General features: G+C 43.0%; 18 protein-coding genes. 7 read left to right on the forward strand and 11 right to left on the reverse strand.

Annotation, left to right across the window (positions count from 1 at the left end):
* Nucleotides 1–21 precede the first annotated feature (21 nt).
* Together FRX45_RS05405 and FRX45_RS05410 are read left to right on the forward strand one after the other, a co-directional pair.
* Entirely contained in the window at nucleotides 22–1,617 is a 1,596-nt protein-coding gene (locus FRX45_RS05405; RefSeq protein ID WP_152267372.1) for a glycoside hydrolase family 28 protein, read from the forward strand.
* Between the two features lie 15 nt (nucleotides 1,618–1,632).
* Nucleotides 1,633–3,645, forward strand: a complete 2,013-nt coding sequence (locus FRX45_RS05410) for an NPCBM/NEW2 domain-containing protein (protein ID WP_152267373.1) — start codon at nucleotides 1,633–1,635, stop codon at nucleotides 3,643–3,645.
* A gap of 37 nt (nucleotides 3,646–3,682) precedes the next feature.
* On the opposite strand, the gene FRX45_RS05415 is transcribed toward FRX45_RS05410, so the two are convergent.
* The 9 genes from FRX45_RS05415 to FRX45_RS05450 form a co-directional block, all read right to left on the reverse strand.
* Nucleotides 3,683–4,684, reverse strand: a complete 1,002-nt coding sequence (locus tag FRX45_RS05415; protein WP_152267374.1) for a LacI family DNA-binding transcriptional regulator — start codon at nucleotides 4,682–4,684, stop codon at nucleotides 3,683–3,685.
* A gap of 294 nt (nucleotides 4,685–4,978) precedes the next feature.
* Entirely contained in the window at nucleotides 4,979–6,037 is a 1,059-nt protein-coding gene (locus FRX45_RS05420) for an NAD(P)-dependent alcohol dehydrogenase (protein ID WP_152267375.1), read from the reverse strand.
* Between the two features lie 512 nt (nucleotides 6,038–6,549).
* Nucleotides 6,550–6,702, reverse strand: coding sequence for a hypothetical protein (locus FRX45_RS23205; protein WP_193311596.1), 153 nt, complete (start codon nucleotides 6,700–6,702; stop codon nucleotides 6,550–6,552).
* Between the two features lie 131 nt (nucleotides 6,703–6,833).
* Complete coding sequence (locus tag FRX45_RS05425; RefSeq protein ID WP_152267376.1) at nucleotides 6,834–7,409, reverse strand: four helix bundle suffix domain-containing protein; 576 nt, start codon at nucleotides 7,407–7,409, stop codon at nucleotides 6,834–6,836.
* A 638-nt stretch (nucleotides 7,410–8,047) separates the two neighbouring features.
* Nucleotides 8,048–8,815, reverse strand: coding sequence for a 3'(2'),5'-bisphosphate nucleotidase CysQ (cysQ, locus tag FRX45_RS05430; protein WP_152267377.1), 768 nt, complete (start codon nucleotides 8,813–8,815; stop codon nucleotides 8,048–8,050).
* A 4-nt stretch (nucleotides 8,816–8,819) separates the two neighbouring features.
* Nucleotides 8,820–9,824, reverse strand: coding sequence for a sulfotransferase family protein (locus tag FRX45_RS05435; protein ID WP_152267378.1), 1,005 nt, complete (start codon nucleotides 9,822–9,824; stop codon nucleotides 8,820–8,822).
* A gap of 6 nt (nucleotides 9,825–9,830) precedes the next feature.
* Nucleotides 9,831–11,066, reverse strand: coding sequence for a chromate efflux transporter (gene chrA, locus FRX45_RS05440; protein ID WP_193311597.1), 1,236 nt, complete (start codon nucleotides 11,064–11,066; stop codon nucleotides 9,831–9,833).
* A gap of 197 nt (nucleotides 11,067–11,263) precedes the next feature.
* Nucleotides 11,264–11,896, reverse strand: a complete 633-nt coding sequence (gene cysC / locus FRX45_RS05445; RefSeq protein ID WP_226804989.1) for an adenylyl-sulfate kinase — start codon at nucleotides 11,894–11,896, stop codon at nucleotides 11,264–11,266.
* A gap of 55 nt (nucleotides 11,897–11,951) precedes the next feature.
* A complete protein-coding gene (locus FRX45_RS05450) occupies nucleotides 11,952–14,942 on the reverse strand; it encodes a glycoside hydrolase domain-containing protein (RefSeq protein ID WP_152267380.1) in 2,991 nt (996 codons plus the stop codon).
* A gap of 188 nt (nucleotides 14,943–15,130) precedes the next feature.
* On the opposite strand from FRX45_RS05450, the gene FRX45_RS05455 reads away from it, so the two are divergent.
* The 5 genes from FRX45_RS05455 to FRX45_RS05475 all read left to right on the forward strand — a co-directional run bounded on the left by FRX45_RS05455 (nucleotide 15,131) and on the right by FRX45_RS05475 (nucleotide 23,509).
* The gene (locus FRX45_RS05455) at nucleotides 15,131–15,748 is read left to right on the forward strand and encodes an RNA polymerase sigma factor (protein WP_152267381.1); all 618 of its coding nucleotides are present in this window, start codon (nucleotides 15,131–15,133) and stop codon (nucleotides 15,746–15,748) included.
* A gap of 52 nt (nucleotides 15,749–15,800) precedes the next feature.
* Nucleotides 15,801–16,877, forward strand: coding sequence for a FecR family protein (locus FRX45_RS05460; protein WP_193311598.1), 1,077 nt, complete (start codon nucleotides 15,801–15,803; stop codon nucleotides 16,875–16,877).
* A 100-nt stretch (nucleotides 16,878–16,977) separates the two neighbouring features.
* Nucleotides 16,978–20,382 carry a TonB-dependent receptor gene (locus FRX45_RS05465; RefSeq protein WP_226804991.1) on the forward strand — a complete coding sequence of 1,135 codons (3,405 nt, stop codon included), beginning with the start codon at nucleotides 16,978–16,980 and terminating at the stop codon, nucleotides 20,380–20,382.
* A 36-nt stretch (nucleotides 20,383–20,418) separates the two neighbouring features.
* Nucleotides 20,419–21,948 carry a RagB/SusD family nutrient uptake outer membrane protein gene (locus tag FRX45_RS05470; protein WP_152267383.1) on the forward strand — a complete coding sequence of 510 codons (1,530 nt, stop codon included), beginning with the start codon at nucleotides 20,419–20,421 and terminating at the stop codon, nucleotides 21,946–21,948.
* A 79-nt stretch (nucleotides 21,949–22,027) separates the two neighbouring features.
* Complete coding sequence (locus FRX45_RS05475) at nucleotides 22,028–23,509, forward strand: arylsulfotransferase family protein (RefSeq protein WP_152267384.1); 1,482 nt, start codon at nucleotides 22,028–22,030, stop codon at nucleotides 23,507–23,509.
* A gap of 246 nt (nucleotides 23,510–23,755) precedes the next feature.
* On the opposite strand, the gene FRX45_RS05480 is transcribed toward FRX45_RS05475, so the two are convergent.
* Both FRX45_RS05480 and FRX45_RS05485 read right to left on the reverse strand, forming a co-directional pair.
* Nucleotides 23,756–24,163, reverse strand: coding sequence for a hypothetical protein (locus tag FRX45_RS05480; protein ID WP_152267385.1), 408 nt, complete (start codon nucleotides 24,161–24,163; stop codon nucleotides 23,756–23,758).
* 557 nt (nucleotides 24,164–24,720) lie between these two features.
* On the reverse strand, nucleotides 24,721–25,290 hold the full coding sequence (locus FRX45_RS05485; protein ID WP_152267386.1) for a four helix bundle suffix domain-containing protein: 570 nt from the start codon (nucleotides 25,288–25,290) through the stop codon (nucleotides 24,721–24,723).
* Nucleotides 25,291–25,434 lie beyond the last annotated feature (144 nt).

Raw genomic sequence — 25,434 nt, forward strand, 5'->3', positions numbered from 1 at the left:
ACAACATTGAAAAAAAATATTATGCTGAAAAACAAGTACACTTTACTGTTGATGATCTGCTTAACGGGTGGATCTGTTCAGGCCATTGATAAGACCATTACTGCATATGGTGCAATAGCAGATGGAAGAACCATCAACACAAAGTTTATCCAGGAAGCGATTGACGATGTGGCTGCATCGGGTGGTGGAAGAGTTGTGGTTCCTCCGGGGAACTTTATGACGGGTACGCTTTTTTTAAAATCAGGAGTTGATCTGCATGTTAGTCTGGGCGCCGCTTTGCTGGGCGCGCATACTACGGATGATTACCAAAAATTATACGGACGTGCCGCTTTGATCCTGGCAAATGCACAACACCATATAGCTGTTTCAGGCGAAGGTATAATTGACGGACAAGGTCAGGAACTGATGGTAGATATCTTTAAAAAATTAAGAAGCGGGCAGATCAAACATGACTCCTCCTGGCTTTTTAAAAGGCCATCGGAAGGGGGAAGGGCCATGATACTCTATTTCAGGGGATGTAATGATGTTTCTGTTACAGGCATTACTTTAAAAAATGCATCCAACTGGGTACAGGATTACAGGGAATGTGATGGGGTGCTGATTCATAAAATAACGGTGCAGAGCACGGCTTACTGGAACAATGACGGGATAGATATTACCGATTCTAAAAATGTAAGGATAACCCATTGTTTTATCAACGCTTCTGATGACGCACTCTGTTTAAAATCGGAAAACCCCGAAAGCTTCTGCGAAAACATTTTTGTTGACAGTTGTACTTTACGATCCAGCGCCAGCGGGCTAAAACTTGGAACGGCCAGCAGGGGAGGGTTCCGGAATATAAAGATACGAAACCTTACTATTTACGATACTTATCGCTCCGCGATAGCATTAGAATCTGTTGATGGCGGTTTTCTTGAAAATATAGATATCCGGAATGTAATAGCTACAAATACGGGCAATGCCATTTTTATCCGCCGTGGTCGCCGCAATACAAATGGAGCAGTAGGTACACTGAAAGGAATTTATATTGCTAACGTAAAAGTACAGGTGCCCTTCTTAAAGCCCGACCAGGGCTACCCCTTAGAAGGTCCGCCAGATCATTTGCGTCCGGGCGTAGATAAAACGCCAAAAAGGCCATCCAGCTTTCACATCTACGGCCATCCTTTCTTACCCTATAATCTTATCCCATCTTCTATTGCAGGCCTCCCCGGTTACCCGGTGGAAGATATTACACTTGAAAATATTGAGATCAGTTATGGAGGAGGTGCAAGCAAAGACATTGCCCATATACCACTCCATGCCATTACTTCTGTTCCTGAAAATGAAGACGACTACCCGGAGTTCTCCATGTTTGGAGAATTGCCCTCATGGGGATTTTATATACGTCACGCAAAAGGAATAAAAATGAAAAATGTAAAACTGAGTTTTGTTGATGATGATTTCAGACCGGCTATTGTGATGGACGATGTAAACAATATTGATTTAACAGATGTTCATATCCCCACCGCAACGGAAATGCCAATGATGCTTTTAAATAACACTTCAGGTGTAACCATGAAAAACCTGGTCATTCCTGTAAGTAAAGAGAAAGCAATTATGAAAGCAAATTATAAATAGCGTTATATAAATAGTATGAGCGCATCAAAATTTTTAATACTTCTTTTTTTATCCATATCGATGACAGCCTCGTCCCAGCAAACCAATGATATTTGGCTGGATGATCTGACGATCCAAAGCTATTCAGAAGGGATAAGACCTGTTACTGGTAAAAAAAATTATGCGGGTAATCCCATGCGCATGAACGCCATCACTTATGACAGGGGCATTGGCGCTCAATCCGTTTGTGTACTATCTTTTTATCTGCAGGGCAATGCCAAACAATTTGCCGCTGAAATAGGCAGGGATGATGAAGGCAATAAAGACATTCCGGTTAAATTTTACGTTGTTGGCGACAAAAAAATATTGTATGAAAGTGGTGAAATGAAAGTTGGGGATGTTCCCCAAAAAATTGTAGTAAATCTTGAAGGCATCCAAAGGTTTGGGCTGCTGGTAACGGATAGTATAGGTAACGCCCGTAATAACAGGACTTATTCCAATTGGGCAAACGCAAAACTGGTAATGATCAACGATCAAATTCCTGAACATATTCCCAACAATGATGAAAAATATATTTTAACACCGACATCTCCGCAATTTCCCAAAATAAATTCTGCAAAAGTTTTTGGAGCAACGCCGGGTAATCCATTTCTCTATACCATAGCGGCAAGCGGCAGCCGGCCTATGCAATTCGCAGCAAACAATTTACCCCTGGGGCTTACCCTTGATTTAAAAACCGGCATCATTTCAGGATCAGTGGAACAAAGAGGTACTTATATTGCTACACTTAAAGCAAAAAATACTTTTGGTGAAGCAACAAAGCAATTACGAATAAAAATAGGAGATACCATTGCCCTTACTCCGCCTATTGGCTGGAATGGGTGGAACTCATGGGCACAGCACATTGACAGGGAAAAGGTGATCGCCTCTGCAGATGCCATGGTAAAGACAGGGCTGCGTGATCACGGATGGACTTATATCAATATTGATGATGCCTGGCAGGGAAAGCGGGGTGGAGAAAACAATGCCCTTCAGCCCAATGAAAAATTTCCGCGGTTCAAAGAAATGGTTGATTACATTCATTCACTGGGTTTGAAAGCAGGATTGTATTCTACACCCTACATTTCCAGCTATGGAGGTTATGCGGGCGCTTCGTCCGATTTTGAAAAAGGCGGAGAAACACATGAATCCATTATGGTCAACCGCCGTTCCTTTAACCGCATTGCCAAATACCGGTTTGAGATCAATGATGCTTTGCAAATGGCAGAATGGGGCTTTGATTTTTTGAAATACGACTGGCGAATTGATGTAAATTCCGCGGAAAGGATGTCTGCAGCATTAAAAAATTCGGGAAGGGATATCGTTTTGAGCTTATCCAATTCGGCGCCTTTTGAAAAGATAAATGACTGGATGCGGGTATCCAATATGTACCGCACGGGGCCTGATATCCGGGATAGCTGGACTTCTCTTTATTTAACTGTATTCTCTCTTGATAAATGGGCGCCTTACAGCGGACCGGGGCATTGGAGCGATGCGGATATGATGATCGTGGGCAATGTTTCTACTGGTCCGCATCTGCACCCCACCAGGTTAACACCCGATGAGCAATACAGTCATGTAAGCTTATTCAGTTTACTGGCGGCGCCTTTGTTGATTGGTTGCCCCATTGAGCAATTAGATGCCTTTACGCTGAACCTGCTTACCAATGACGAAGTAATTGAAATTAACCAGGATCCCCTGGGAAAAGCAGGGCGTTTATTGTATGAGGAAGACGGCGTGCAGGTTTGGCTTAAACCGTTAGAAGATGGTTCCTATGCAGCGGGATTGTTTAATACAGGCGGATATGGCACAGACCCTCAATCGTATTTCCGGTGGGGCGATGAAAAAGCTAAATCATTTGAATTGAATTTTGAGAAAATAGGGCTGAATGGTAAATGGAAACCACGGGATGTATGGCGGCAAAAAGATATAGGTGAATACAGTAGCTCATTTAAAACCAGTATTCCGTATCATGGCGTGGTTTTGCTCAGGTGCTTTCCGGATGAATAATCAATATCCCGCGGCATAAAAATTCAGTATCCGCTTTTTATTGAGTAGAATTTCTTACTATGAGTTCTGACTTGAAAATTGTTTTATCAAGCGTTAAGTGGATCGGTTTTTTCTCAATTATTTTAAATAGAATGGAAGTTGCCGCACTGCCTATTTCATAGGCTGGTTGCGTAATGGTTGTCATGGAAGGGTTCAGAAGCGCGGCCGTTCTTAAATTACTAAAGCTGATGATTTTAATTTCTTCGGGAATTTTTAATTTTAATTCTTCACATATTTTATAGGAGGAAATAGCGTCTTTTTCTACCGAAGCAAAAACGCCATCGGGCCGGTTGGTGCTGCTTAATAATTCCCGGATCAATTGGTTGTTATGCTCCTCATCATTGCTACACTGGATAATCATGCTGCTGTCTGTTTCTAATCCATTTTTTTTCATGGAATCCAGGTAACCGTTCATTCTCCTTTTGCTGATAGACAGCGAAGGGGAAATGGAAATGAATGCAATGCGTTTGCAGCCTCTCTCAATTAAATGCTCAGTAGCACAGAATCCGCCGCTGTAATCATCCGTTGTGATCTTGGGAGAATCAATATCATCGGCCACCCTGTCAAAAAACACGAGCGGTATATTCTTTTGCTTTAATTCTTCAAGATGAGTAGTGTTTACCGTTTGGTTGGATATAGAAATCAATATGCCGTCTACCCTTCCATTTTGTAAGAGATTGGTAATGGCAATTTCTTTTTTTATTTCCTCATGCGTCAGGTAAATTAAAACATGATATCCTTTTTCCTGTGCAATAGATTCGATGCCCTTAATAACCAGGCAGAAAAAATTATTATCAATTTCCGGTATTACTACGGCAATGGTTTTACTTTTTTGTTTTCTTAAGCTACTGGCAAACGGGTTGGCCTCATAATTTAATTCCCTGGCTTTTGCCAATACTTTTTTTTTGGTTGATGCGCTTATCTCATGGCTGTCTCTTAAGGCCTTGGATACGGTGGAAATGGATAAATTGAGTTCTTTGGCTAATTGTATAAGTTTCATACGCACAGTGTGGTTTTGGCAGATTAATGAATGCACAACTTATTTTTTTCAAAAAAGCCCATAAGAAAGGTCATACATTAAGGGATGAAAGCAGGATTAAACTTACAAAATTTCTTGTAGAACTGATACGTATATTTTATCGGTGATTTGACATTGCTGTGATCAGCGTTGCGGCTGCCCCGGTTGGTGTCCTCACCAACCGGTTACAATTTGAAATGAGCCCATCATTATTTGTATTATTTACACTTAAATTTTGAGGGGTATGTTTGACCGGTCTTAGCAATATAATTGATTTTATTTTTTCAGCGAGGCCATATCAATGACAAAGCGGTAACGCACATCGCTTTTTAGCATGCGTTCATAGGCTTCGTTGATATCCTGTATGTTGATCATTTCAATTTCTGATACGATATTATGCTCACCACAAAAATCCAGCATCTCCTGCGTTTCGGCAATGCCGCCTATTACGGAACCGGCAACGGATTTTCTTCCCATGATCATGGGCGTGGTTTCTAAAAAAGGATCCAGTCCGCCTAAATAGCCAACCAAAACCAATGTGCCACTGATATTTAAAGTAGAAATATAAGGGTTCATATCGTGAACATAAGGAACGGTATCAATGATCAGGTCAAATTTTCCTTTAACGGATTTCATTTGACTGTTGTCGGTTGAAATAACCACAGCATCTGCTCCCAGTTCCAAAGCATCTTTTTCTTTTGCCTGTGTCCTTGAAAAGAGTGTGACTTCCGCCCCTAAACCTTTTGCCAGTTTTATCGCCATATGTCCTAAACCGCCTAATCCTATCACGGCTACTTTACTTCCTTTTCCTGCTTTCCAGTGCTTTAGTGGCGACCAGGTAGTAATTCCTGCGCAAAGCAATGGGGCGGTTGCAGCCAGATTGAGGTTTCCGGGCACTTTTAGTACAAAGTGCTCATCCACAACAATTTTTTCAGAATAACCGCCGTAGGTCCGTCCACCTGAATATTTATCCGGGCTGTTGTATGTTCCGGTAAACCCCGGAATGCAATACTGTTCCAAATCTTTTTTACAGGACGCACATTCCCTGCATGAATCAACCATGCATCCTACCGCAGCAAAATCACCTGCTTTAAATTTTGTTACCTCACTTCCAACCTGGGTTACCCTGCCCACAATTTCATGCCCCGGAACTGTGGGATAAACAGTGCCGCCCCAATCGTTCCGGGCTGTATGTAAATCAGAATGACAGACGCCACAAAATAAAATATCAATTTCCACATCTTTTGGTGTTACTGCTCTCCGCCCGATACTTAGCTGTTTTAATGAAGCTTCGGCTGCTTCAGTGCCGTATGCTTTTACTTCAAATTGTTTCATAGCTACTTATTGTGTTTATTTTAATTTCTTAATGGTATCTGAACGGTCTAATCTGGCATTACTTCATTCAAACATCTTCCTGCATTTAATATTCTGGTTTTAGCATTTCAATTTCTATGGCTGATCATTTCTATAAAAGTAAAGCTACCGAATACTTCAACACACATAGTTTGTTGCTTGCTTTTGATGATGCGCATTGCATGATATAATGCAAAAAAATAAGCGTTAATTCGGATTTTTTCGAATCAGGTGCGATTATTTTACATAAGTAACTTTGCCTGAATTGCAATGCTTTGGCAATGTGAGGACCCATTGCCAAAGCCATATATCTGCTGTTCGTTATTTTGATTCGAGGAAACCAGGGTGTGTCCCGGAAGCGCAGGAGCCAGGCAGGCCATTTTGTCCCGAAAGGTTTCGCGATTGGCATTCGCCGGCTTGTGTGCCTTGTTACGCAAATGGCGGATGCCTGACATGGTGCGTTGGCGAGCTTTCTCTCATCTGCAAAGCATCTTTCACCCAATGAAATTCAGGAGGGATGGCGATTTGTATTTGCTGTCCATCAGCTTCATTTCCAGATCTTTGTCGGGAAATATTTTTAAGAAAAGCATCCAGCGCAATTGTGCAATGCGTTGTGCATTACCATTCAATCCTGTGTGCTGCCACATGATCTGGTGGCTGCTATTGTTCCTGAAATGTTATTCATACTGTTTTTCTTTTTCTCTTTTTCTTTCTAAAGACTTCAAGGACCAGCAGGACATTGGGTTGAGTCATGGTAGTCGTTTATGTCCTTTAAACATTATTGTTTTTTATTTCTCTGATTAATTCTTGCCTTTGTCATTCTTTCACGTAAGCCACCCTCTTTAATGAAGGCGGTTTCCAATTGTTTTATTTGCTGACTTAGGAGGTAATTTGCTACTTTAATAATCCCAATCATTGCATTGGCACATATTTCCGGGCTTTCATGTTCAATAGCTTTTTTAAAGGTTTCATAGTTGCCATTTGGTATTCTGTTGAGCTCCCTTAATCTTGCAACTAACCTATGCTCCTTATCCCACTTCGGTAATTTATTCGTTCTTAAAAAATCCTCGTAGTCAATGAGAAGTTCCTCAAGTGAAGCCCGGGCAACATTTGTCAGTTTTATTTCTGTTTCTTTTGAGGTTGCTGATGCCATGCTTGCTTCGGCAATGTTCTGCTTGCCACTCCTGGCGGCTTGTACCATTTGGTCTATGGTTCTGTCGTATTTCTGAAAGAATCTTTTGGTGAAATAAACCGTGCCATCATAAATGATCTCCGCTTTCTGATAAGTGATCAGTTTGCGGTAACCACCATGGGTGGGAATAAATCCTTCGGTATTTTTCTTCTTTTCTTCCATTTACTATCAGACAACTTTATACAATTCGTTTTATAGTTCTTTTAGTCGTCCGTTTAGTGTTACACTGTCGTCAAATACGCTTGCTGCGTTCGGGATTTGAGAAGGCAGGTAATTCATTAATTGCCCCGCCCGGTACAAATGTCCATTTGAAGATATATTGTTGAAGTTAAGAACTATAACTGAAAATTGAACGTCGGGCCCGAACCACTGCTGATGCCTGCACTTAACTGATGTCTTACCCATAGGCAATAATAGTTTCAAATTCTTCCATTTTACTCCGGCACAAGTATTTATAATTACGCCTGCCATTTCCCTGTAAAAACTTTTGAAAGTTTGAATATCACCTGGAATAGTAAATCGGAGATCAGTAAGCCTTTTTCTACAGTGTCAAAAAGTAGCTTTTGACTTTAAGTTGCGCTGGGGTCTCACGCTGCGCTTCTTATTCAAGCGGTGACGACCCCAGGGGGACGTATATTTTCTTAAGCAACTGGCAAACGGGTTGGACTCATAATTTAATTCCCTGGCTTTGGGTAATTGTATAAGTTTTAGCAATTTATTCAGGATATATGAATGCAGTTGTTCCTTAAGCAACTCAGTTGTTCGGGCTGCTTATTTTTTATGCAGCGGGGGTTCAAAATCTACCTCACCTTACAGATAAAACCTCCGTTCAGCAGCGAAGGTTTATTATACAGGAACGGGTTCCCGTCAATCGTTGTCATAACAGCCCCGCTGCTTTCGGCAATAGCCTGGCCGGCTGCCGTATCCCATTCCATTGTTGGCCCATGACGGTAATAGATATGCGCAGCGCCTTCAGCAATTCTGCAGAACTTCAGCGAGCTGCCGGCAGCTATATGGCTAACAACCGGGTAATCCCGCAAAGCTTCATCCTCTTCGGCGCTTGCATGCGACCGGCTTCCGATAGCAATCCATTCGGTAGCCTGTTTGTCTGCGCTAAGCTTTGCAGCAGCTTCACCATTCCCTTTTCTCCAGCTTCCCAAAGCAGCGCATCCGGTATACAATGTCTTATAAACCGGCGCATAGATAATGCCCAATACGGGCCTGTTAATGTGAATCAGCGCGATATTGACTGTAAACTCATCACGCCTGAAAATAAATTCCTTGGTTCCGTCAAGCGGATCTACGCACCAGAAATATTCATAATGCCGCCTTTCTTCATAGGGTATATCAGCGCCTTCTTCCGAAACAATGGGCACCGTGCTATCAATGTCAGCTAATGCTTGTATGATAATATCGTTCGCTTGTTTATCCGCAATAGTCAGGGGCGTATGATCGCTCTTTACAGACACTTTAATTTTTTCCCCGGAATGGTATATGTCAAGTATCGCTTCTCCCGCTTTAACCGCAATATCAGACACCTGCTTTATCAGTGTTTCAGTGATGTTCATTATACTATTTTTCCCTGCTTTTAATGGCGTTAATGATCTGCAGTTGGGGCTGCCTTTTTTCAATATCCGATTTTGGCGCCGTTTGCATAAACTGTTTTTTGAGCTGTGCGTTTTCTTTGTCGTACCGCTCTATTGCTGCTTTGCTAACCAGCGATTTATTGGAAACCGGGCTGTATAGCGGGTAGCCAAGTTCCGTGAGCGTATCCCTGGCAATCCATTCAAATAGTTCAATTTCTTCCGCTGTCAGCTCTTTCAAAAATTTTTGTGTATTGTTCTTCATAATGGGCTTCTGCAGGTTCTTCCACATATCACCGGATGCGGCAGCCCGTTTTGAAGTATCGGATTCATAAAATTTCAGCATCTTTTCATGAAATGGGATATCCAGGAAGCTGCACAACGACCTGATGGATTCTTCCGGTTTGCTCACCAATGCTTCATAGTTCAGCAGGTATACGCGCTCTTTTCCATAGCTATGGTAAAGATCAAGGCAGATATCCTGCTCTTCTTTCCATTGTTTGGCAAGGTGGTATATGTGCTTATCACCTACAATCGCTTTTTTAAAGGATAAGGCTACATCCCTGCCATCCCTGTATAGAAATATATACTTCAGGTTCAGTCCATACTGCTCCATCGCTTTTGAATAAAAAAGATTCTGCATGCTCTTACAGCACCAGTAACGGGCATGCTTGCTTTTGGCCGCCTGTTCATATATCAGCCTGAAGGCTTCGAAGAGGTGATATTGAGCAGACATTTCAAATAATGCCGCTTTATCAAAGGAAACATTTTCCCAGGGAACAGGATTCGCGGCTGCATAGTCAACCATATCGCTTATGAGTAAACGATAATGACCTGCATTTAGCGGCTCATACAATGGCATCAGCGGCATAAAGATCATAAGAAAATGCGGCGGATGTGGCGCTGCTATTTCGGGGCTTTGTTCCAGTATCACTCTCAGCAGGTTTGAGCCCGACCGTTGTGTGCCAATAAATTGAATTCCGGGTAACGACATAGTTTATTATTTTGAAAAATACCAGATGCCATATCCTGCTAACGCGGAGGAAAGGATAATATATACCGGGCTTACTTTATACCTGAACGAAGCGATAAAAGAAATAACGGTAATAACAGCAAGGGAAATACTCCAGGTTACCTGTTGTCCTATTTTTACTGCCGCGCCTATAATTAATCCTATCACAACAGCTTTCACTCCGGCCAATATTTTTTTTGTAAGGACATGATGCTTTAGCCCCCCATACAGCCTCGACACCAGGATCATTAGTATAGCCGAAGGCGCAAAAATAGCAATGGTAGCCAATACGGCGCCCATAAGGCCTGATAATTTATAACCGATAAATGTAGCGCTCACCAGGATGGGGCCGGGTGTTGCCTGGCTGAAGGCTATCGCATCAAGGAACTCCTGGTTGGTAAGCCAGTGCATTTCAGTAACAAAAAGATTTTGCATAATGGGTATCATCACATAGCCCCCGCCAAAAAGCGTGAGGCTGATGCCACCAAAAACCAGGATCATCTTAACAATGATATTATGGGTATACTGCTGCGCATTGCTTATAAAAAGCAGCATAATACTTCCGAGCCCCGTTAATGCCGCAAGCGAACTTTTGCTGAGCCCGAACACGGGTTTTTGAGCCGGTGCGCTTTCCGGAAGGGGTTTTTCTCCGTCCATATTAAGCCATGCGCCGAGAACTCCGCCGGCAATAATGAAGGCGATAGTGAGGAGGAAACTGTTGGTGAGTATAATGCCTGCTACACTCAGTATACAAATAATGATTTTGGCCTTGTTGTCTGTAAGCGATTTGGAAAACAACTGGAAACCGGTTGAGGCTATGATTGCGCTCACCGCGCCGGTTACATAATACATCACTTCTTTAAATTGCTGATGGTAGCCGAATTTGAAATACGCCGAGCTAAGCATAAGCATAGCAGTACAGGCTGGCAATATTACTCCGGTCATGCTCACCACTGCGCCCATTCGCTTTCTCAGGTCGTACCCGATATAGGCCACAACATTAACGGCCATAGGACCCGGCAATAAACTGGCAATACCCACCGCGTCAAGTATGGTTTCATTCTTAAGCCTTTTGTCCCTGTCTACCATTATATTTTTGATAACAGCTACCAATGCCATATTTCCTCCAAAAGAAACCATGCCTACTTTAAGAAAAGTGAAGAAGAGATAGGTAAGTGATGCAACACCTTCTTGTTGGTCGTTTTGGGATTGTTCGGTTATCATGATACATTTACGACTTGTTATTGTTTGTTGGCGACTTATAACCGGTACGAACGGATGCATTCCAAATTGTTGCATTGCTTTGCTTCATGTGGGCGGTGAGAAGCTGCCTGCCGGTCAGGCAGGCACCGCCCACGGCGGACGCCCCGGTTGGTGTCTCCAACAACCGGCGGCAATTTGGAATGCGCCCATATGAACATTCACAGCACATGCATATTCTGTGAGCCGGCTTGTATAAGCGGCAATATGTGGCTATATACTTTCTCCATACTCAGGTAAGCTGTTTCTTTGTCGGTATGAACGGTCAGTTGCGCATACACAGCAGGTTCGAACGCAGCACCAATGCCGGTAAAATCGCTTATCTCATTGTTGCGGGCTTTTTTGTACAGGCCTTTTACATCGCGTTCCTCGCATACCTGCAAAGGACAATCCACAAAAACTTCATAATAGGCATCACCTGTTATTGACGCTGCCAGTGCCCGCAGTTGCTGTAGTGGTGTTATAAAAGAACAAATCACAACAATATTTTTTTGAACAAGCAGGTTCGTGAGTTCCGCCGCGCGACGGATATTTTCTGTACGGTCGGCCTCACTATACCCGAGATCTTTATTCAGCGTTTTTCGCAATTCATCACCATCAAGCACAACAACGAAATAATTTTCCTCCGTTAACTTTTTCTCCAGCAAAAGAGCAATCGTGCTTTTACCGGAGCCTGAAAGTCCGGTGAGCCAGATTGCCATTCCCTTCTGTTGCAATAAGTTTTCATTTTCCTTCGGGAAAAAAGGATTGGAGGATGCTATATCTTCTATCAATTTCATCGCTGCAAATTCCAATGGTTCCGTTTTTTAATGTTTGAAATTTTTGTGATGCTTTATTCCTTATCACAGTTTATTGCTCCGATATTTCCAACAGCCACCCTTTTCCTTTTTCTACCGGTATTGTATCCGTTGCATTAAAAGTTCCCGCTTTTTGAAAGTTACTGATATCAGGCGCTATAATTCGCGCTTTTGCTGCATCTATTCCCAGTTTTTTCCAATCAATGTTCAGTGTGATCTTTGTATCAGTACTATCCCAGCTTGCAATGGAAACCAGCGCCGATCTCTCCTTTTGATATACGGTAGCCAGCACATTTATGTTGCTGGTGGTTACGGGGCAGTTGTCGCTCCAGTAACCGATCATCCTGGCGCCCGTCATCCCAAACGAATCCCATATTTTCCAAATTCCACCTGGGTTGTTACCATCATAAGGCATACGGTTGGTCATTCCATATACCATTCCCCGCCAGGGATTACCGCCTTTTTCGAGCATTTCACCCATCAACCCAAACGGTATGCCGCTAACCTCTGTAAGAAAGAAATCCGGGCCGTTGTTTTCATAATCGAAATACTCGCCAAACCATAGCCGGTTGATATAGGGGAAATGTTCAAGGTACAGGTTGGCGCTGTTATTATAGCCATCGCGTTTATTGAACTGGTTGGCAGAATGCAGGTCAATAATACCGGGATGACCGTTTTGGGTAAGCACACGTTTAATGCGTTTCATTGTAACGCGGTCGAACGCCACATCATCAAGATATATACCATCAATACCTACATTGTTCACCAGCCAGTTCATTCCCTCTACATAATAGTTGTGCCAGCGGCTCATGCCACTGTTGATGATGGCCGCGTCTTTTATTTTCGGTACAAACCATGCGTCTATATAGTCATCTCCCAGGTGCTCCTGCAGCCAGCTATAACCTCCGCCCTGGCCGGGTGAGTATATTTCATGCCCGAGACTCCGCATGGGGAATGTTTCATAAGCCCTGTTCGACAACTCCCTTACAGTATTGTAGATCTTTACTTTTAATCCTTTGTCATGCGCTTCATCAATATAGGCTTTCATCTTCTTCCATTCAATAAACGGGTAATTGATCCATGGGTTGATGGCATTGGCGTGATGGATATTGATGACCGAGGCGCCTGCCGCTTTAACTGTATCAATGGGATCATATTTATGGTAAAAACGGGTTTGCCACTGAAAATCGGTATTGACAGGATGAAAGGGTGTAATGAGCAACGTAAAGTTGAAGAAAAGTGAATCGCCTTTCTTCATGAATCGCTCACCGGAGTAATTCTTTACATTTACGCTATTGCCTTCTTCTGTTATATTGATGCCGCCTTTGTTGTCGTTACCCCACGATGCTGGCAGGAGCAAAGGCTTTTGTAAATAAAAATTAGTATTTAAAGGACGTGTATATTTTTCATCGCGTAAACTGTATTGAAGCCCCATATTTACATTGCCGATCCACGCGCCGTCCTGGTTTTTGTGGGCAACATCCCATTTCCATGAAAAGGAACCGGGCCGGTAGCCGCCTTTTTGCCCCAATCCCATCATATATTTTGATGCATCTTTGGTAAATGGCAGTACCATTGCTATATCTTTCAGGCTGATGTCGTTCACCGCGGTAAGCTTCACCGCGTACATTACAAAACCATCAAACTCCATTGTGGCGGTAACTTCTTTTTTTAGATCAGCATTATAACTTTCCGCCTGCCAGCTAACAGTGCCGGGCTCTTTTTTTACAAATTGTAATCCCTTGTCTTTCCATGCCATTGCATTTGAAGCGCCCTGTTTGGTAGCATTAAATTGTACAGGACCCGTGAAGATGCGGGAAGGCTTTGTAGTATACCCGGTCATTTCTTTTGTGAAAAAAGATAAAATCTGCAACGGGAACCCATTGTCTCCAATGTAGATCCTTCTTCCAAGCAGGTCTATGCTTCTTTTGTTCACCTTTAACGATATATAGGGCGCTATCACCGCATTTTCCTGTGCCATGGTTGAATTGAGCCAGTGCAGCCTTGTCTGCAATGCCGGGTTACTGATACCACCGTCTTCCAGGATATTGCCGGAAACTTCAATCTCCAATGAAACGGTTACCGGCGGATTGCCTTTACTGTTAATGATCGCCCTGCCTTTGTATTTACCTGCCGCAGCGGATGGCGGAATAGTCACCAGGCACCAGAGTGACTGAATATTGCCTTTAGCAACAGCAGGGTGCAGATTAAAGGACTTGCCATCATAGCGCATGCCTGAGGTATTGAGGCATGAAATATATTTTGCAGCAATGGTATTACCCTTGCTGTTTTTTAAGTCGGAAAAATTTACAGTAATATTTTCGATGTTTTTTATCGCGAAGAGCGCCAGTTGAAAACTATAATATTCTCCCCTGTCTGCTTTGCCTGAAAAACGATCAGCGGGTCCTTTTTGGATCCAGCGGTAGGGTAGGCTGGTATTCATTCTTACGGGCAGAGACCGGTCTTCCGGAAAGACGATAAATGCTTTGGATTTGTTTTTTTGAACCAGGTCATTGGTCTCTTTTTCTGTGGCAGTCACTTCCATCGGGTAGTTGCTGTTGAATGCATTGATGCTTTGCATTTCAGTTGCCACCGCATTTGCCTGCATATCATATTGAATAGCTGAACGCCAGTTTGCAGATGCCGTTTCTGCAGATGGTAAGTAAACGCCTTTCGGGTAGTTAGCCCGGCCTTCATTTTTGTAGGGCATATAATATACATAGTAGTCACCCTTGCCGGATACCGGTTCAAAATATACTTCACCTGATGCGGAAGAAATATTTTTAGTGGTTACGTTTAATATTGCTTTGTGTGATCGTACATCTTCCACTATCACTTTTTTATCTGCGGGGTCCTTATCTCTCCTGCGCCAGGGGATTACAACTTTTGCAATATTCCCTTCCCCGGTAAATGCTACCAGCACACGATGATTGCCTAAGGAATCCGGATCCCATGCATTATTTGAATGGGTATACTTTAATTCCTGGGCAGACAAGCCACACAGTAAGCAGCAAAATGAAATGCAGCATATCAATGTTTTCATCTGTTAAATACTTATTACGATTTTTGGTATTGAAGAATAAATATAACAGAATAAAATAACTCAGATGCGTCGCAAACGATTGTGTGATTTCTTCCTTGAAGGGATAAAAGTGACGGGAAGTATTGACTGATTGATTAACTTTATGCTAATTAATCATGATGTGATGTGCGGCTGAAAGCGATCTTTTAATGAGAAATGATGTTCCGATAAACTACTGCTGGCAGGCTTTCGTTCTCAACGAAAGCCGGGATGCTTATTATGAGCTATACCGGCATTATTATGCTTATCTCAGCTACATAGGACTAAAGAAAGGGTTCAGCACGGAGGTGGTGAAGGATACAATCAATGATGTGTTTTTATATTTATGGGAAAAGCGCAGGTCGCTTCAGCATATTCATCATCCCCACAATTACCTGCTCACTTTTTTTCACCGCAGTATCATTAATGGCATGCGCCCTGCCAACGTTCTGATAGAAGATATTAACGAAGAATGTAAAGATGAATACGAAGGATTTGCGGAACCATCTTTTGAGCAGGACCTGCTGGATAAGGAAAGCCAGGAAAGATTGTCTGCTCTCGTGAACCGGCATCTGAACTATCTTCCCCGGCAGCAGCGCGAAATCATGTACCAGAAATTCTATCTCGGGCTTTCGTATGCCGAGATAGCCAGCGCTAACAAGATTTCCATTAATACGGTTTATAATACCGTGTATGCTGCCATGCAAAAGCTCCGGACTTCTATTCCAACCAGTGCCGTTGCTTCACTTATTTCCCTTTTTGCAGTACTTCATTTATTTTTTTCTTAAAAAGACTAGTGAAAATTTCCGGTTCTTCGCTCTATTAAAAAAAGAAGCGATCATGCTGCATCAAAATGATGAAGAGCTGCTGGCGGATGAAAGTTTTATCAATTATTGCCTCAAACGCAATGAAGCGGATATGCACGCGTGGATGAAAATAGTTCGGGATAATCCCGGAGCTGCTGCCCATATAGAAGAATTGCGTACGCTGGTGATCCTAACCAGCAAGGGCGTACAAAATATTGAACTGAAAAGCCAGATTGCTAAACTGGGAAGAAGAATTGAGCTCGCAGAAGAAACCGTTGCTTCGGTAAGTCCTGTTTTGGGAACCCGCTCCATTAGCCGGAAACTGATGGTGGCAGCGGCCTGCTTTTTGCTTATTGCAGCAACCACAATCTATTATTTTGTAAGCAGCAGCAATTCCTCAACTTCTTACCGGTCTTCTTATATTACTCAACCTGCGGAAAAGAAATCTCTTGTTCTTTCAGATGGCACCAAAGTGATCCTGAATGCAGATAGCAAGCTTTCCATAGCTCCTGATTTTGGGAACGGGGAACGCAGCGTGCAGTTGGATGGTGAGGCGTTTTTTGATGTGGCGCATAATGCTTCAAAGCCGTTTGTTGTTCATACTACCCGCATGGATATAAAAGTACTGGGTACGGCTTTTAACGTGAAGGCTTATGAAACTGACGATTTGTTTGAAACGGCTCTGATCAGGGGTAGTGTTGAGCTTTCTCTGAAGAAAGAGCAAAAAACGATCATGCTTCACCCCAATGAAAAATATGTGCTTCGTGAAGTGCAGCCGCAGGTAGCATCATCGGTGGAAAGTACTACCAGCAGGGAAATACATGGTGAAGGATTACTGCCTGTTAAGATTGACAAGGTTGATACTTCTATCGTTGAAGTTTCATGGACGGAAAATAAGATTGCCTTTGTAGATGAACCATTTGCACAGGTAGTAAAAAAGCTGGAACGGTGGTATGGAGTGCCCATTATAGTGAATGATGGTGTGCTGCTGGAAAATCTCTACACAGGATCATTCAGAAATGAATCCATTGAAGATGTGCTGTCTGCCCTTCAGTTTTCCAAACCCTTTACGTACAAAAAAGAAAACGATGTGATTAGAATTTCCAAATAATAAGGAGGATGGTGACACATCCCCCTCGATAACGGCTGTAAGGACCAAGCCTCTCGCATGAAACAACTGGTCCCTTTTTTAACCGAAACATATCTAAGGTATGACAAAAAAGGCTATTGACCCCAAACACCCGCCGCGCCCGGTACTAAAGGCGTTGATGCTTATGAACGGTATCACATTATTTCTTCTGGCGCTTACCCTGCATGTGTCTGCAAAGGGGATTGCGCAGAATAAGATCAGTCTGGAAGCTAACAATATACCGCTTGCAGAAGCCTTAAAGCAAATTGAGAACAACACGTTCTTTCGATTTGTTTACAGCAGCGACCTGTTGCAGGACAAAACAGTAAAGACTGCAAAATTCAAAAGGGCAGGTTTGTCAAGGGTAATGGAATCACTGTTGAGCAATACCATGCTTACTTACAAGATGATAAATGACAGCCTGGTTACTATTGGCGAAAAAAAAGAAGGCATAGCGTACGAAAAAAGTGAAGAATTGGCCAATATAAAAGGGAGGGTTACAGATGAGAAAGGCAATGCGCTTCCCGGTGTTTCGGTTTCGGTAACGGGTAGCAACCGCGGAACCATAGCCGATGAAAATGGAAATTTTTCTATAGATGCAAACCCGGGAGAAACCCTTGAATTCAGTATTGTAGGATATAAGACCTACACTGTAAAGCTGGGTAACGAAACATCATTAAATATTAAACTGGAACCCGATGTTGCCGATTTAAACAGTGTGGTGGTAATAGGGTACGGCACTCAGAAAAAAGGTGATCTTACCGGCGCCATCACCAGCCTTAAAGCCAGCGATCTTACATCAGGCGGTACCGTTAGTAATGCCGCGCAGGCGTTGCAGGGCAGGGCCGCAGGCGTAATGGTAGTGCAGAACTCAAAAGCTCCGGGCGGAAGCATGTCGGTTCGCGTACGTGGGGCCAATTCTATCAGCAGTACCAACGAGCCTTTATATGTTGTGGATGGCTTTGCCACGCTGAACGGTGCAGACCTGAACCCCAATGATATTGAGTCTATGGAAATTCTGAAGGATGCCTCCGCCACGGCTATTTACGGAGCCCGTGGCGCCAACGGTGTTATTATGATCACCACCAAACGGGGCAAATCGGGCAAAGCTCAAATTACCTACAACGGTTATATCGGCTTGCAAAAAGTGAATAACCCGTTCGAAATGCTGAACGGCAGGCAGTATATGACACTGGCCAATGACTTATACAAGGAAATTGACGGGCAGGCAAACCAGGAATACGGCGCTTATACACAATCGCAACTGCAGTCCGAAATAAATACAGACTGGATTAAAGAAGCCTCACGCCAGGGTGTGGTACAAAGCCACAACCTGCAGGTGCAGGGCGGAAACGAGAATACAAAAATTCTTACCAGTCTTGGTTATTTTAAACAGTCGGGTGTTTTAAAAAATACAGATTATTCAAGAATTTCCGCAAGGGTAAATGTAGATCAGAAGGTCAACGATTTTATCAAATCCGGCGTAACAATTTATGGACAGAGAGCCAATTCAAACATCCAGGATTATGGTGGAAATATTTTGCAGTCGAATGTGCTGTTGGGCATTCTTACCTACGATCCAACCGTGCCGGTATATAACGCTGATGGCAGTTTTGGCAGACCTCCCGGAGGAAGAGGCGATAACCCGTTAGCCAACCTTGTAGGAAGGCAAAATGAAATGGTGCAGGACAGGTTCAACGGAAATGCATACCTCGAAATAAAACCCATACCCGAACTTACGGGCCGCGTTAACGCCGGCGCGGAGATCGCGCAATACCGTACCGGCAAGTATTTGCCCAAAAGCACTTACCAGGGAGGAATTGACGATGGGGTGGCCAGTTCTTCAGATTATACCTCTACACGACAGTTGTTCGATGCAACACTTACATATGCCAAAACGCTTAACGAAGTACATGCTTTCAGTGTGCTGGGAGGATATGCTTACGAAAAGACGGGCTTCGCTTTTAAATCCCTGGCTGTAAAAGGATTCTCAACCGATCTTTTCAGCTTTAACAATCTGGATGCCGCTTCTACGATCACAGGATCTAATTATTATAAACAGGAGAGTATTCTTATTTCCTTTTTTGGCAGGTTGAATTACAGCTTCAACGATAAATACCTTTTTACGTTTACCATGAGGCGCGATGGATCTTCGCGTTTTGGTGCCGATCACCGTTGGGGTAATTTTCCATCCGGCGCATTTGCCTGGAGAATGGATAAAGAGGAATTTGTCAGGAACCTCAACCTGTTCTCAACATTGAAATTCCGGCTGGGCTATGGAAAAACCGGGAACGATCAGATTGGTAACTACGCATCGTATGCTTTAATGGCAACTACGCGTTTAACATTTGATGGCAGCGCTAATACAGCGGGTACTCATTTAAACCAATCGTCTCCCGAAAACAGCTCCTTAAAATGGGAAACCACCACGCAATACAATGCAGGTATTGATATGGGTTTCTTTAATTCGCGCTTAATGGTGACAGTAGATGGATATTATAAAAAGACAACTGACCTGCTCATCAGCAAAAGCCTGCCCCTGTACTCAGGCTTTACATCGGGTCAAACCAATCTGGGCGCTGTTGAGAACAAGGGTATTGAATTTGAAATATCTTCCAAAAATATCACAAACCAAAATTTCACCTGGGATACCAAGCTAAACCTTGCAATAAACAGGAACAAAGTGCTTGATATTGGCGGGAAAGATATTTATTTGACATCTTCCAAACCCATGGGAACAGTATCTGAAGAACAGTTTGCAGTAATAAGGGAAGGACAACCCCTGGGTTCCTTGTTTGGTTACGTGTATTTAGGTGTGTTGCAGGCGGGAGAAACGTATGCGCCACAACCTGCTTCTGTAGCAGGGGATCCTAAATTCCAGGATATTTCAGGACCGGAAGGGAAACCCGATGGTAAAATAGACGCGAGTGACCGCGCCATCATCGGCTCCGCTAATCCTAAATTTATATATGGCGTTACCAATACTTTCAACTATAGAAACTTTGATCTTGGCATATTTGTACATGGCTCGGTTGGCAACGACCTGTTGAACATGACCCGCATGAACCTGGAGTGGAACCGAACTACAGATGCTTTGAACAGGTGGACGCCCGGCAATACCAATACCGATATACCGAGGAATGGTTTTTACTATATGAAGTCTGGCGGGTATATCAACTCTCATTTTATTGAGAATGCCTCTTTTTTAAGGTTGAGGAATATAACATTAGGCTATACGCTGAAAAATGTTTCAAAAGCGTTTAATTCTATACGCCTGTATGCAGCGGTGGAGAACCTGCTCACACTTACTCAATATTCAGGCTGGGATCCGGAAGTAGATACCAAAGGATATGAATCAGGTAATACGGGTACTACGGGTGCAGGGTCTGCAGGTGGCGGGCAAACGGCCAACGCCGGTGCTGGCATGGATTTTAATGCGTATCCTGCCATGCGCTCTTACACTTTTGGCCTGAGCATTAATTTTTAACCCGTATCATTTTCTCTTACATTAAAAATGTATTAAATGAAATATTTGTCAATTATAAGTTTGCTGGTATTGGTTACAGGTTGTTCCAAGCTGGAACCCAAACTGTACAGCGACCTTACTACAGCCAATGCTTATTCTACCGAAAGCGATATCAATGCGGCCTTAGTAGGCATCTATGCGGATCTCAATCCATATCCCGGCGATGCCTGGATGTATTATGCCGGTTACCTGGTGATGACTACCGATTACACAACCGATATGGGGTTTTCTACCGCCGCCGGCGACCCTACCAAACTGAGCAATTTTACTTATGATGCCAATAACAGGTACATCAGGTACAACTGGCAGTATATGTATAATATAGTAAGTAATGCCAATTTATTGCTATCAAAAATTGAAGGTGTGCAGATGGATGAAGTGAGGAAGAAAAGAATTATTGCCCAGGCTCGTTTTTTAAGGGCGCTGGCCTACAGGGACATTACAGATGCATGGGGTCCCGCTCCTTTATATACAACGGTGATTCCTCCCGACCAAACCGCCAATGCACCTTTGGCTTCTGTTGCGGAAATTGATGAATTGATTATTGAAGATTGCAAATATGGCTTAGACAACCTTCCTGAAGCGTGGGATGAAAGCGAAGGCTTGTCTCGGGCCACAAAGGGCGCATGTGCTACCCTGTTAGGCAATGTATACATCAGGGCACACGATTATCAGAATGCCAAAACCTACGTTGATATGGTATTGGCGATGAAAGATGCAGGCATTTATCAGTTGAATTCCGACTTTAAAAACGTTTGGTCGGAAAGCAATAAGTTCGATAAGGGATTTATTTTCTGCATTCTGCACGAGCCCGGCATGAACGGGGGTGAAATTGCCAACCACTTTGGTCCGGAGGATCATAAAGAGGTAACCAACAGGTGGCAATATTATGCTGTATCGCTTGAATTCTGGCGTAAGTATAACGACATGGATCCACGGAAACAATTTTTTTATTATAATTATGAGGGTGCATCTCCCCGTGATGAAAACACTACACATGGTTTTTACTATATGGTGCCGGCCCCAGGACAAACCACACCTCCCAGCGATACCGTTAAGCTGCTCAAAAATATAGCAACCAAAAAGTATTCGTATGAGATGGTCTCCAATTCTTACTATGATGGCCGAACAATAGCCATCTTCCGTATTGAAGATGTAATATTGTATAAAGCAGAAATTGAAAATGAACTCAACGGCCCCACCGCCGCCCTGCCTTATATAAACCAGATAAGAGCAAGAGCAGGTGCACCGGAATATGGCTCGGGTGGCGCGTTTCCTGCACCGGCATCTAAAGAAGAAATGGCGCAAAAGATATTAGATGAACGGGGTTATGAACTGGTGTTTGAATACAAAAGAAGACCCGATCTTATTCGCTTTGGTAAATACGAAGCAATCTGCAACGCCTATCTCACTTCGCGTGGATTAAACCCGGTGGTTACAGCAAACATGAAATATCTTCCATATCCTTTGCTGGACGCGCAGCTTAACAGCGATATGGCAGCGGAAAATTTAAACAGGGTACCATAACAATTGCGTTCTAACATTAAATTTACCTGCCACCTGGTTCATCATCATGCGCCAGGTGGCTTTTGCTTAAAGTTTTCAGATGAAAAAAATATTCGTGCTCATAACATGCCTGGTGCTGGTTATTGCCGCTGTGCTTATTTATCTTAATCATTCTGTTTCTATTACAAGCATTGAATTGTCATCGCCCGGCAACATTGCCATGAACGAAGCGGTAAAGATTGTTCTGGATAAAGAAGAGCAGGTGTTTGTGCGTTACTGGAAAGAGGGCGCGGCTGAAAAGCTGAGAACGCCCTTAACCGCAACAGCGAAAGAACATGACGTTCGGTTATTATTGCTTGACCCCAATACGGTATATCATTACCAGGTAATAATTGATAAGTTGATTGATGTGGCATCCAAAGAAATGACATTCCGCACCCGTGAACAATCACCGTGGTTAGTGCATAACTGGGTAAGAGGAAACGCGCCGCACGATGCTGCCGCACTGGATGGCGGTATGGTAATGTTATGCAATGCGAGACTGCCGGGGTATATTGCTATGGTAGACGGAAAAGGATCGGTAAAATGGTACTGGCAGATTGATGATATTGGCGTAAGGGCCGCTACATTAACGCCACGGGGTACCCTGCTCGCCATGTTACGTCCCCCTGTTAGAGATGTAATTGATGATACACCTAAAGCAGAAGCCGATAGTTTGCGTGAAGTGGCAAAACCCATCCGCCGCGGTGCAATGGGTTTTGCGGGAGGAACCGCCATTGCAGAGATAGACCTTACAGGGAAAATGTTGTGGCGTATCAACATGGACACGGTTGATGGCGGTAAACACAAAGTGATCCATCACGATGTAAGGATGGACAGGAATGGAAATATCGTTGTGTTGACACGCAATCAGAAGCCTTTTGATATGGCTAAACTTGGCGGCGCGGGAATTGACACATTAGGTGGCGATGGGATTCTGGTAATGGATAACAAGGGCAAAAAAATATGGGAATGGAATGTATGGAATGAGTGGGATACCGATCATGATCCATTGCTAAAGGAATTTGCATACGATCGTTTTCACATGAATTCACTAAATTTTGATAAGGATAATAATTACCTGGTATCTGTTGCTATTGAAGACCAGATTTGGAAAGTAAATAAGGAAACCGGTAAAATTATGTGGAAGCTGGGTAAGAACGGAAACTTTAAAATGGATACGGCTTATCATTTTTCATTTCAACACTCCGTACACATTAATCCTTACGGCGACCTCATGGTGTTTGATAACTCGCTGTGGAAAAAACAATCGGGTGCAGTATCGTTTCAGTTAGATACAGTAAAATGGACTGCTACGCCTAAAATTCATGCGATGCTTCCTGCATCAAAATATACCTCGCGTATGGGCAGTGCTTATGTGTTGCCCAATAACAACCTGTTGCAGTGCAGCTCTAAAACAGGCGCCGTAATGGTAACCGACCAGCAGGGCAAAATACGCTGGGAGCTGAACTGTTACTTTGTTCCTTACCGTGCAGAATATATTGCGCCTTCTGTATGGACGAAATATTTTGTGAAAGAATAGATAGCCGCAGGTTTTTTAGTAGCAATGCACCATAGTATTAACGGCTGCTTTTGTGCAGGCAACCATGATGATGCCACTTGCGCAACGGTTAATCGGTTTAAAAGACATAGAACTTCTCCAATTCCGCTGGGGTCTCACTCTGCGCTTCTTATTCAACCGGTGAAGACCCCAGCGGGATGAAAAAAACACCAACAATGGCAGCAATCTAATCTTACTTCTTTGGGCGGCACTATTTTATGCTTGGCTTCAGTTGTTGGTGAAAACACCCAACAACGGCATCGCTGCATCGAACACCAACACCTTCAAAAAATGTTTTTGCAAGCGTTGCCAGGCTATTTCCTTTGGGCGCATCTTAAGCCAGCTATTAATAGTTGTTGTTTCTAACTTTTGAAGCGCACTTTCATCAATACGGAAATCTTCAATAAGTAATTGCAGCGTTTGCTTTACACTCCGCAACAGTACACCGGCTGTGGCAATTATTTTATCGCACAATGCTTTTTCCGCTGATGCCATCAACATCGTTTGCTTTTTGGTAAGCTGTATCTGTTGTATACCAAAGCTGTAGTGGGGCAGGGGCATGTGCCTGTAGCTAAACCTACCCACTGCTGTTTTATAACGTTTTGGAATGATTGGTGGTGGCAGAGCTGATTTCATATACTCTTTCAGGAATAAGTCCCCAATGCGACAATGCAGTATCCAAAGAAATATAGCTTGGCCATAAAGATGATTGGCAATGAGCAGTGGCTCCGGTGGGCTATATTAAGTTTGGCGCCTGGTATATAAAGCCCTCTTTTTATTTGTACCAGTACCTGCTGTTTAACCAGTTCATCAATTTTATCATGCGGTCTTTTATATTCTTTCCGCAGGTACAGAAGGAGTTTCTTCTTTATAGGCTGCTCACTGTAAACTTGTATATCCTCCCGGAAACTTATCTATATAATTTTTTTAGCAGTAATTCGGATTTTTCCCGAATTACTGGCAATTACATAAATGACTTGCCTTAAGTTACAGTCGTGGAGCGATAAAGAACAGGCTGGTACAGTCATCAGTGATACTTTGTCCTTCAATTTTTGTGTCTTCTACAAGATTGTTCGTATTGCGGATAATGTACCTGAAATATTGCTCATATTATGGTTTCTGTTTCCAGGGACTAAAAAGACGATTAGGACAGTTTATCGTGTCGTTGAAGTCGTTGTTGTCCTTTGATATTATTACTTTTTATTTCTTTGATTAATTCTTGCTTTGGTCATTCTTTCCCTCAAACCTCCTTCATTAATAAATGCCTGCTCCAGTTGTTTTATCTGCTGATTCAGCAGGTAGGTGGCTACTTTAATTAAGCCTGTCATGGCATTGGCACAAATTTCCGGACTTTCATTTTCTATTGCCTTTTTAAAAGTTTCATAGTTGCCGTTTGGTATTTTATTTAGTTCTCTTAATCTGGCAACTAATTTATGTTCTTTATCCCACTTTGGTAATTTGTTTGTTCTTAAAAAATCTTCATAGTCTATCAGCAGTTCTTCCAGTGAAGCCCTTGCGACATTGGTTAGCTTTATTTCCGTCTCTTTAGTTGCAGATGCCATACTTGCTTCGGCAATGTTCTGCTTACCACTTCTGGCGGCTTGCACCATTTGGTCTATGGTTCTGTCGTATTTCTGAAAAAATCTTTTGGTGAAATAAACCGTGCCATCATAAATGATTTCCGCTTTCTGATAAGTGATCAGCTTCCGGTAACCGCCATGAGCGGGAATAAATCCTTCGGTATTTTTCTTCTTTTCTTCCATTTAATATCAGACAGCTTTGTAACATCGTTTTATTGTTCTTTTGCTGCGTCCAAATAATTTTGTTTGCTGCCAAACTCAATTATGATTTCTGTTGGCGAACCAAACCCGGCGGGTGGTTTTACCTTTAATACCTGCGTTCGGGCG

The sequence above is a fragment of the Agriterribacter humi genome (assembly GCF_009192765.1).
GTDB classification, from domain to species: Bacteria; Bacteroidota; Bacteroidia; order Chitinophagales; family Chitinophagaceae; genus Agriterribacter; species Agriterribacter humi.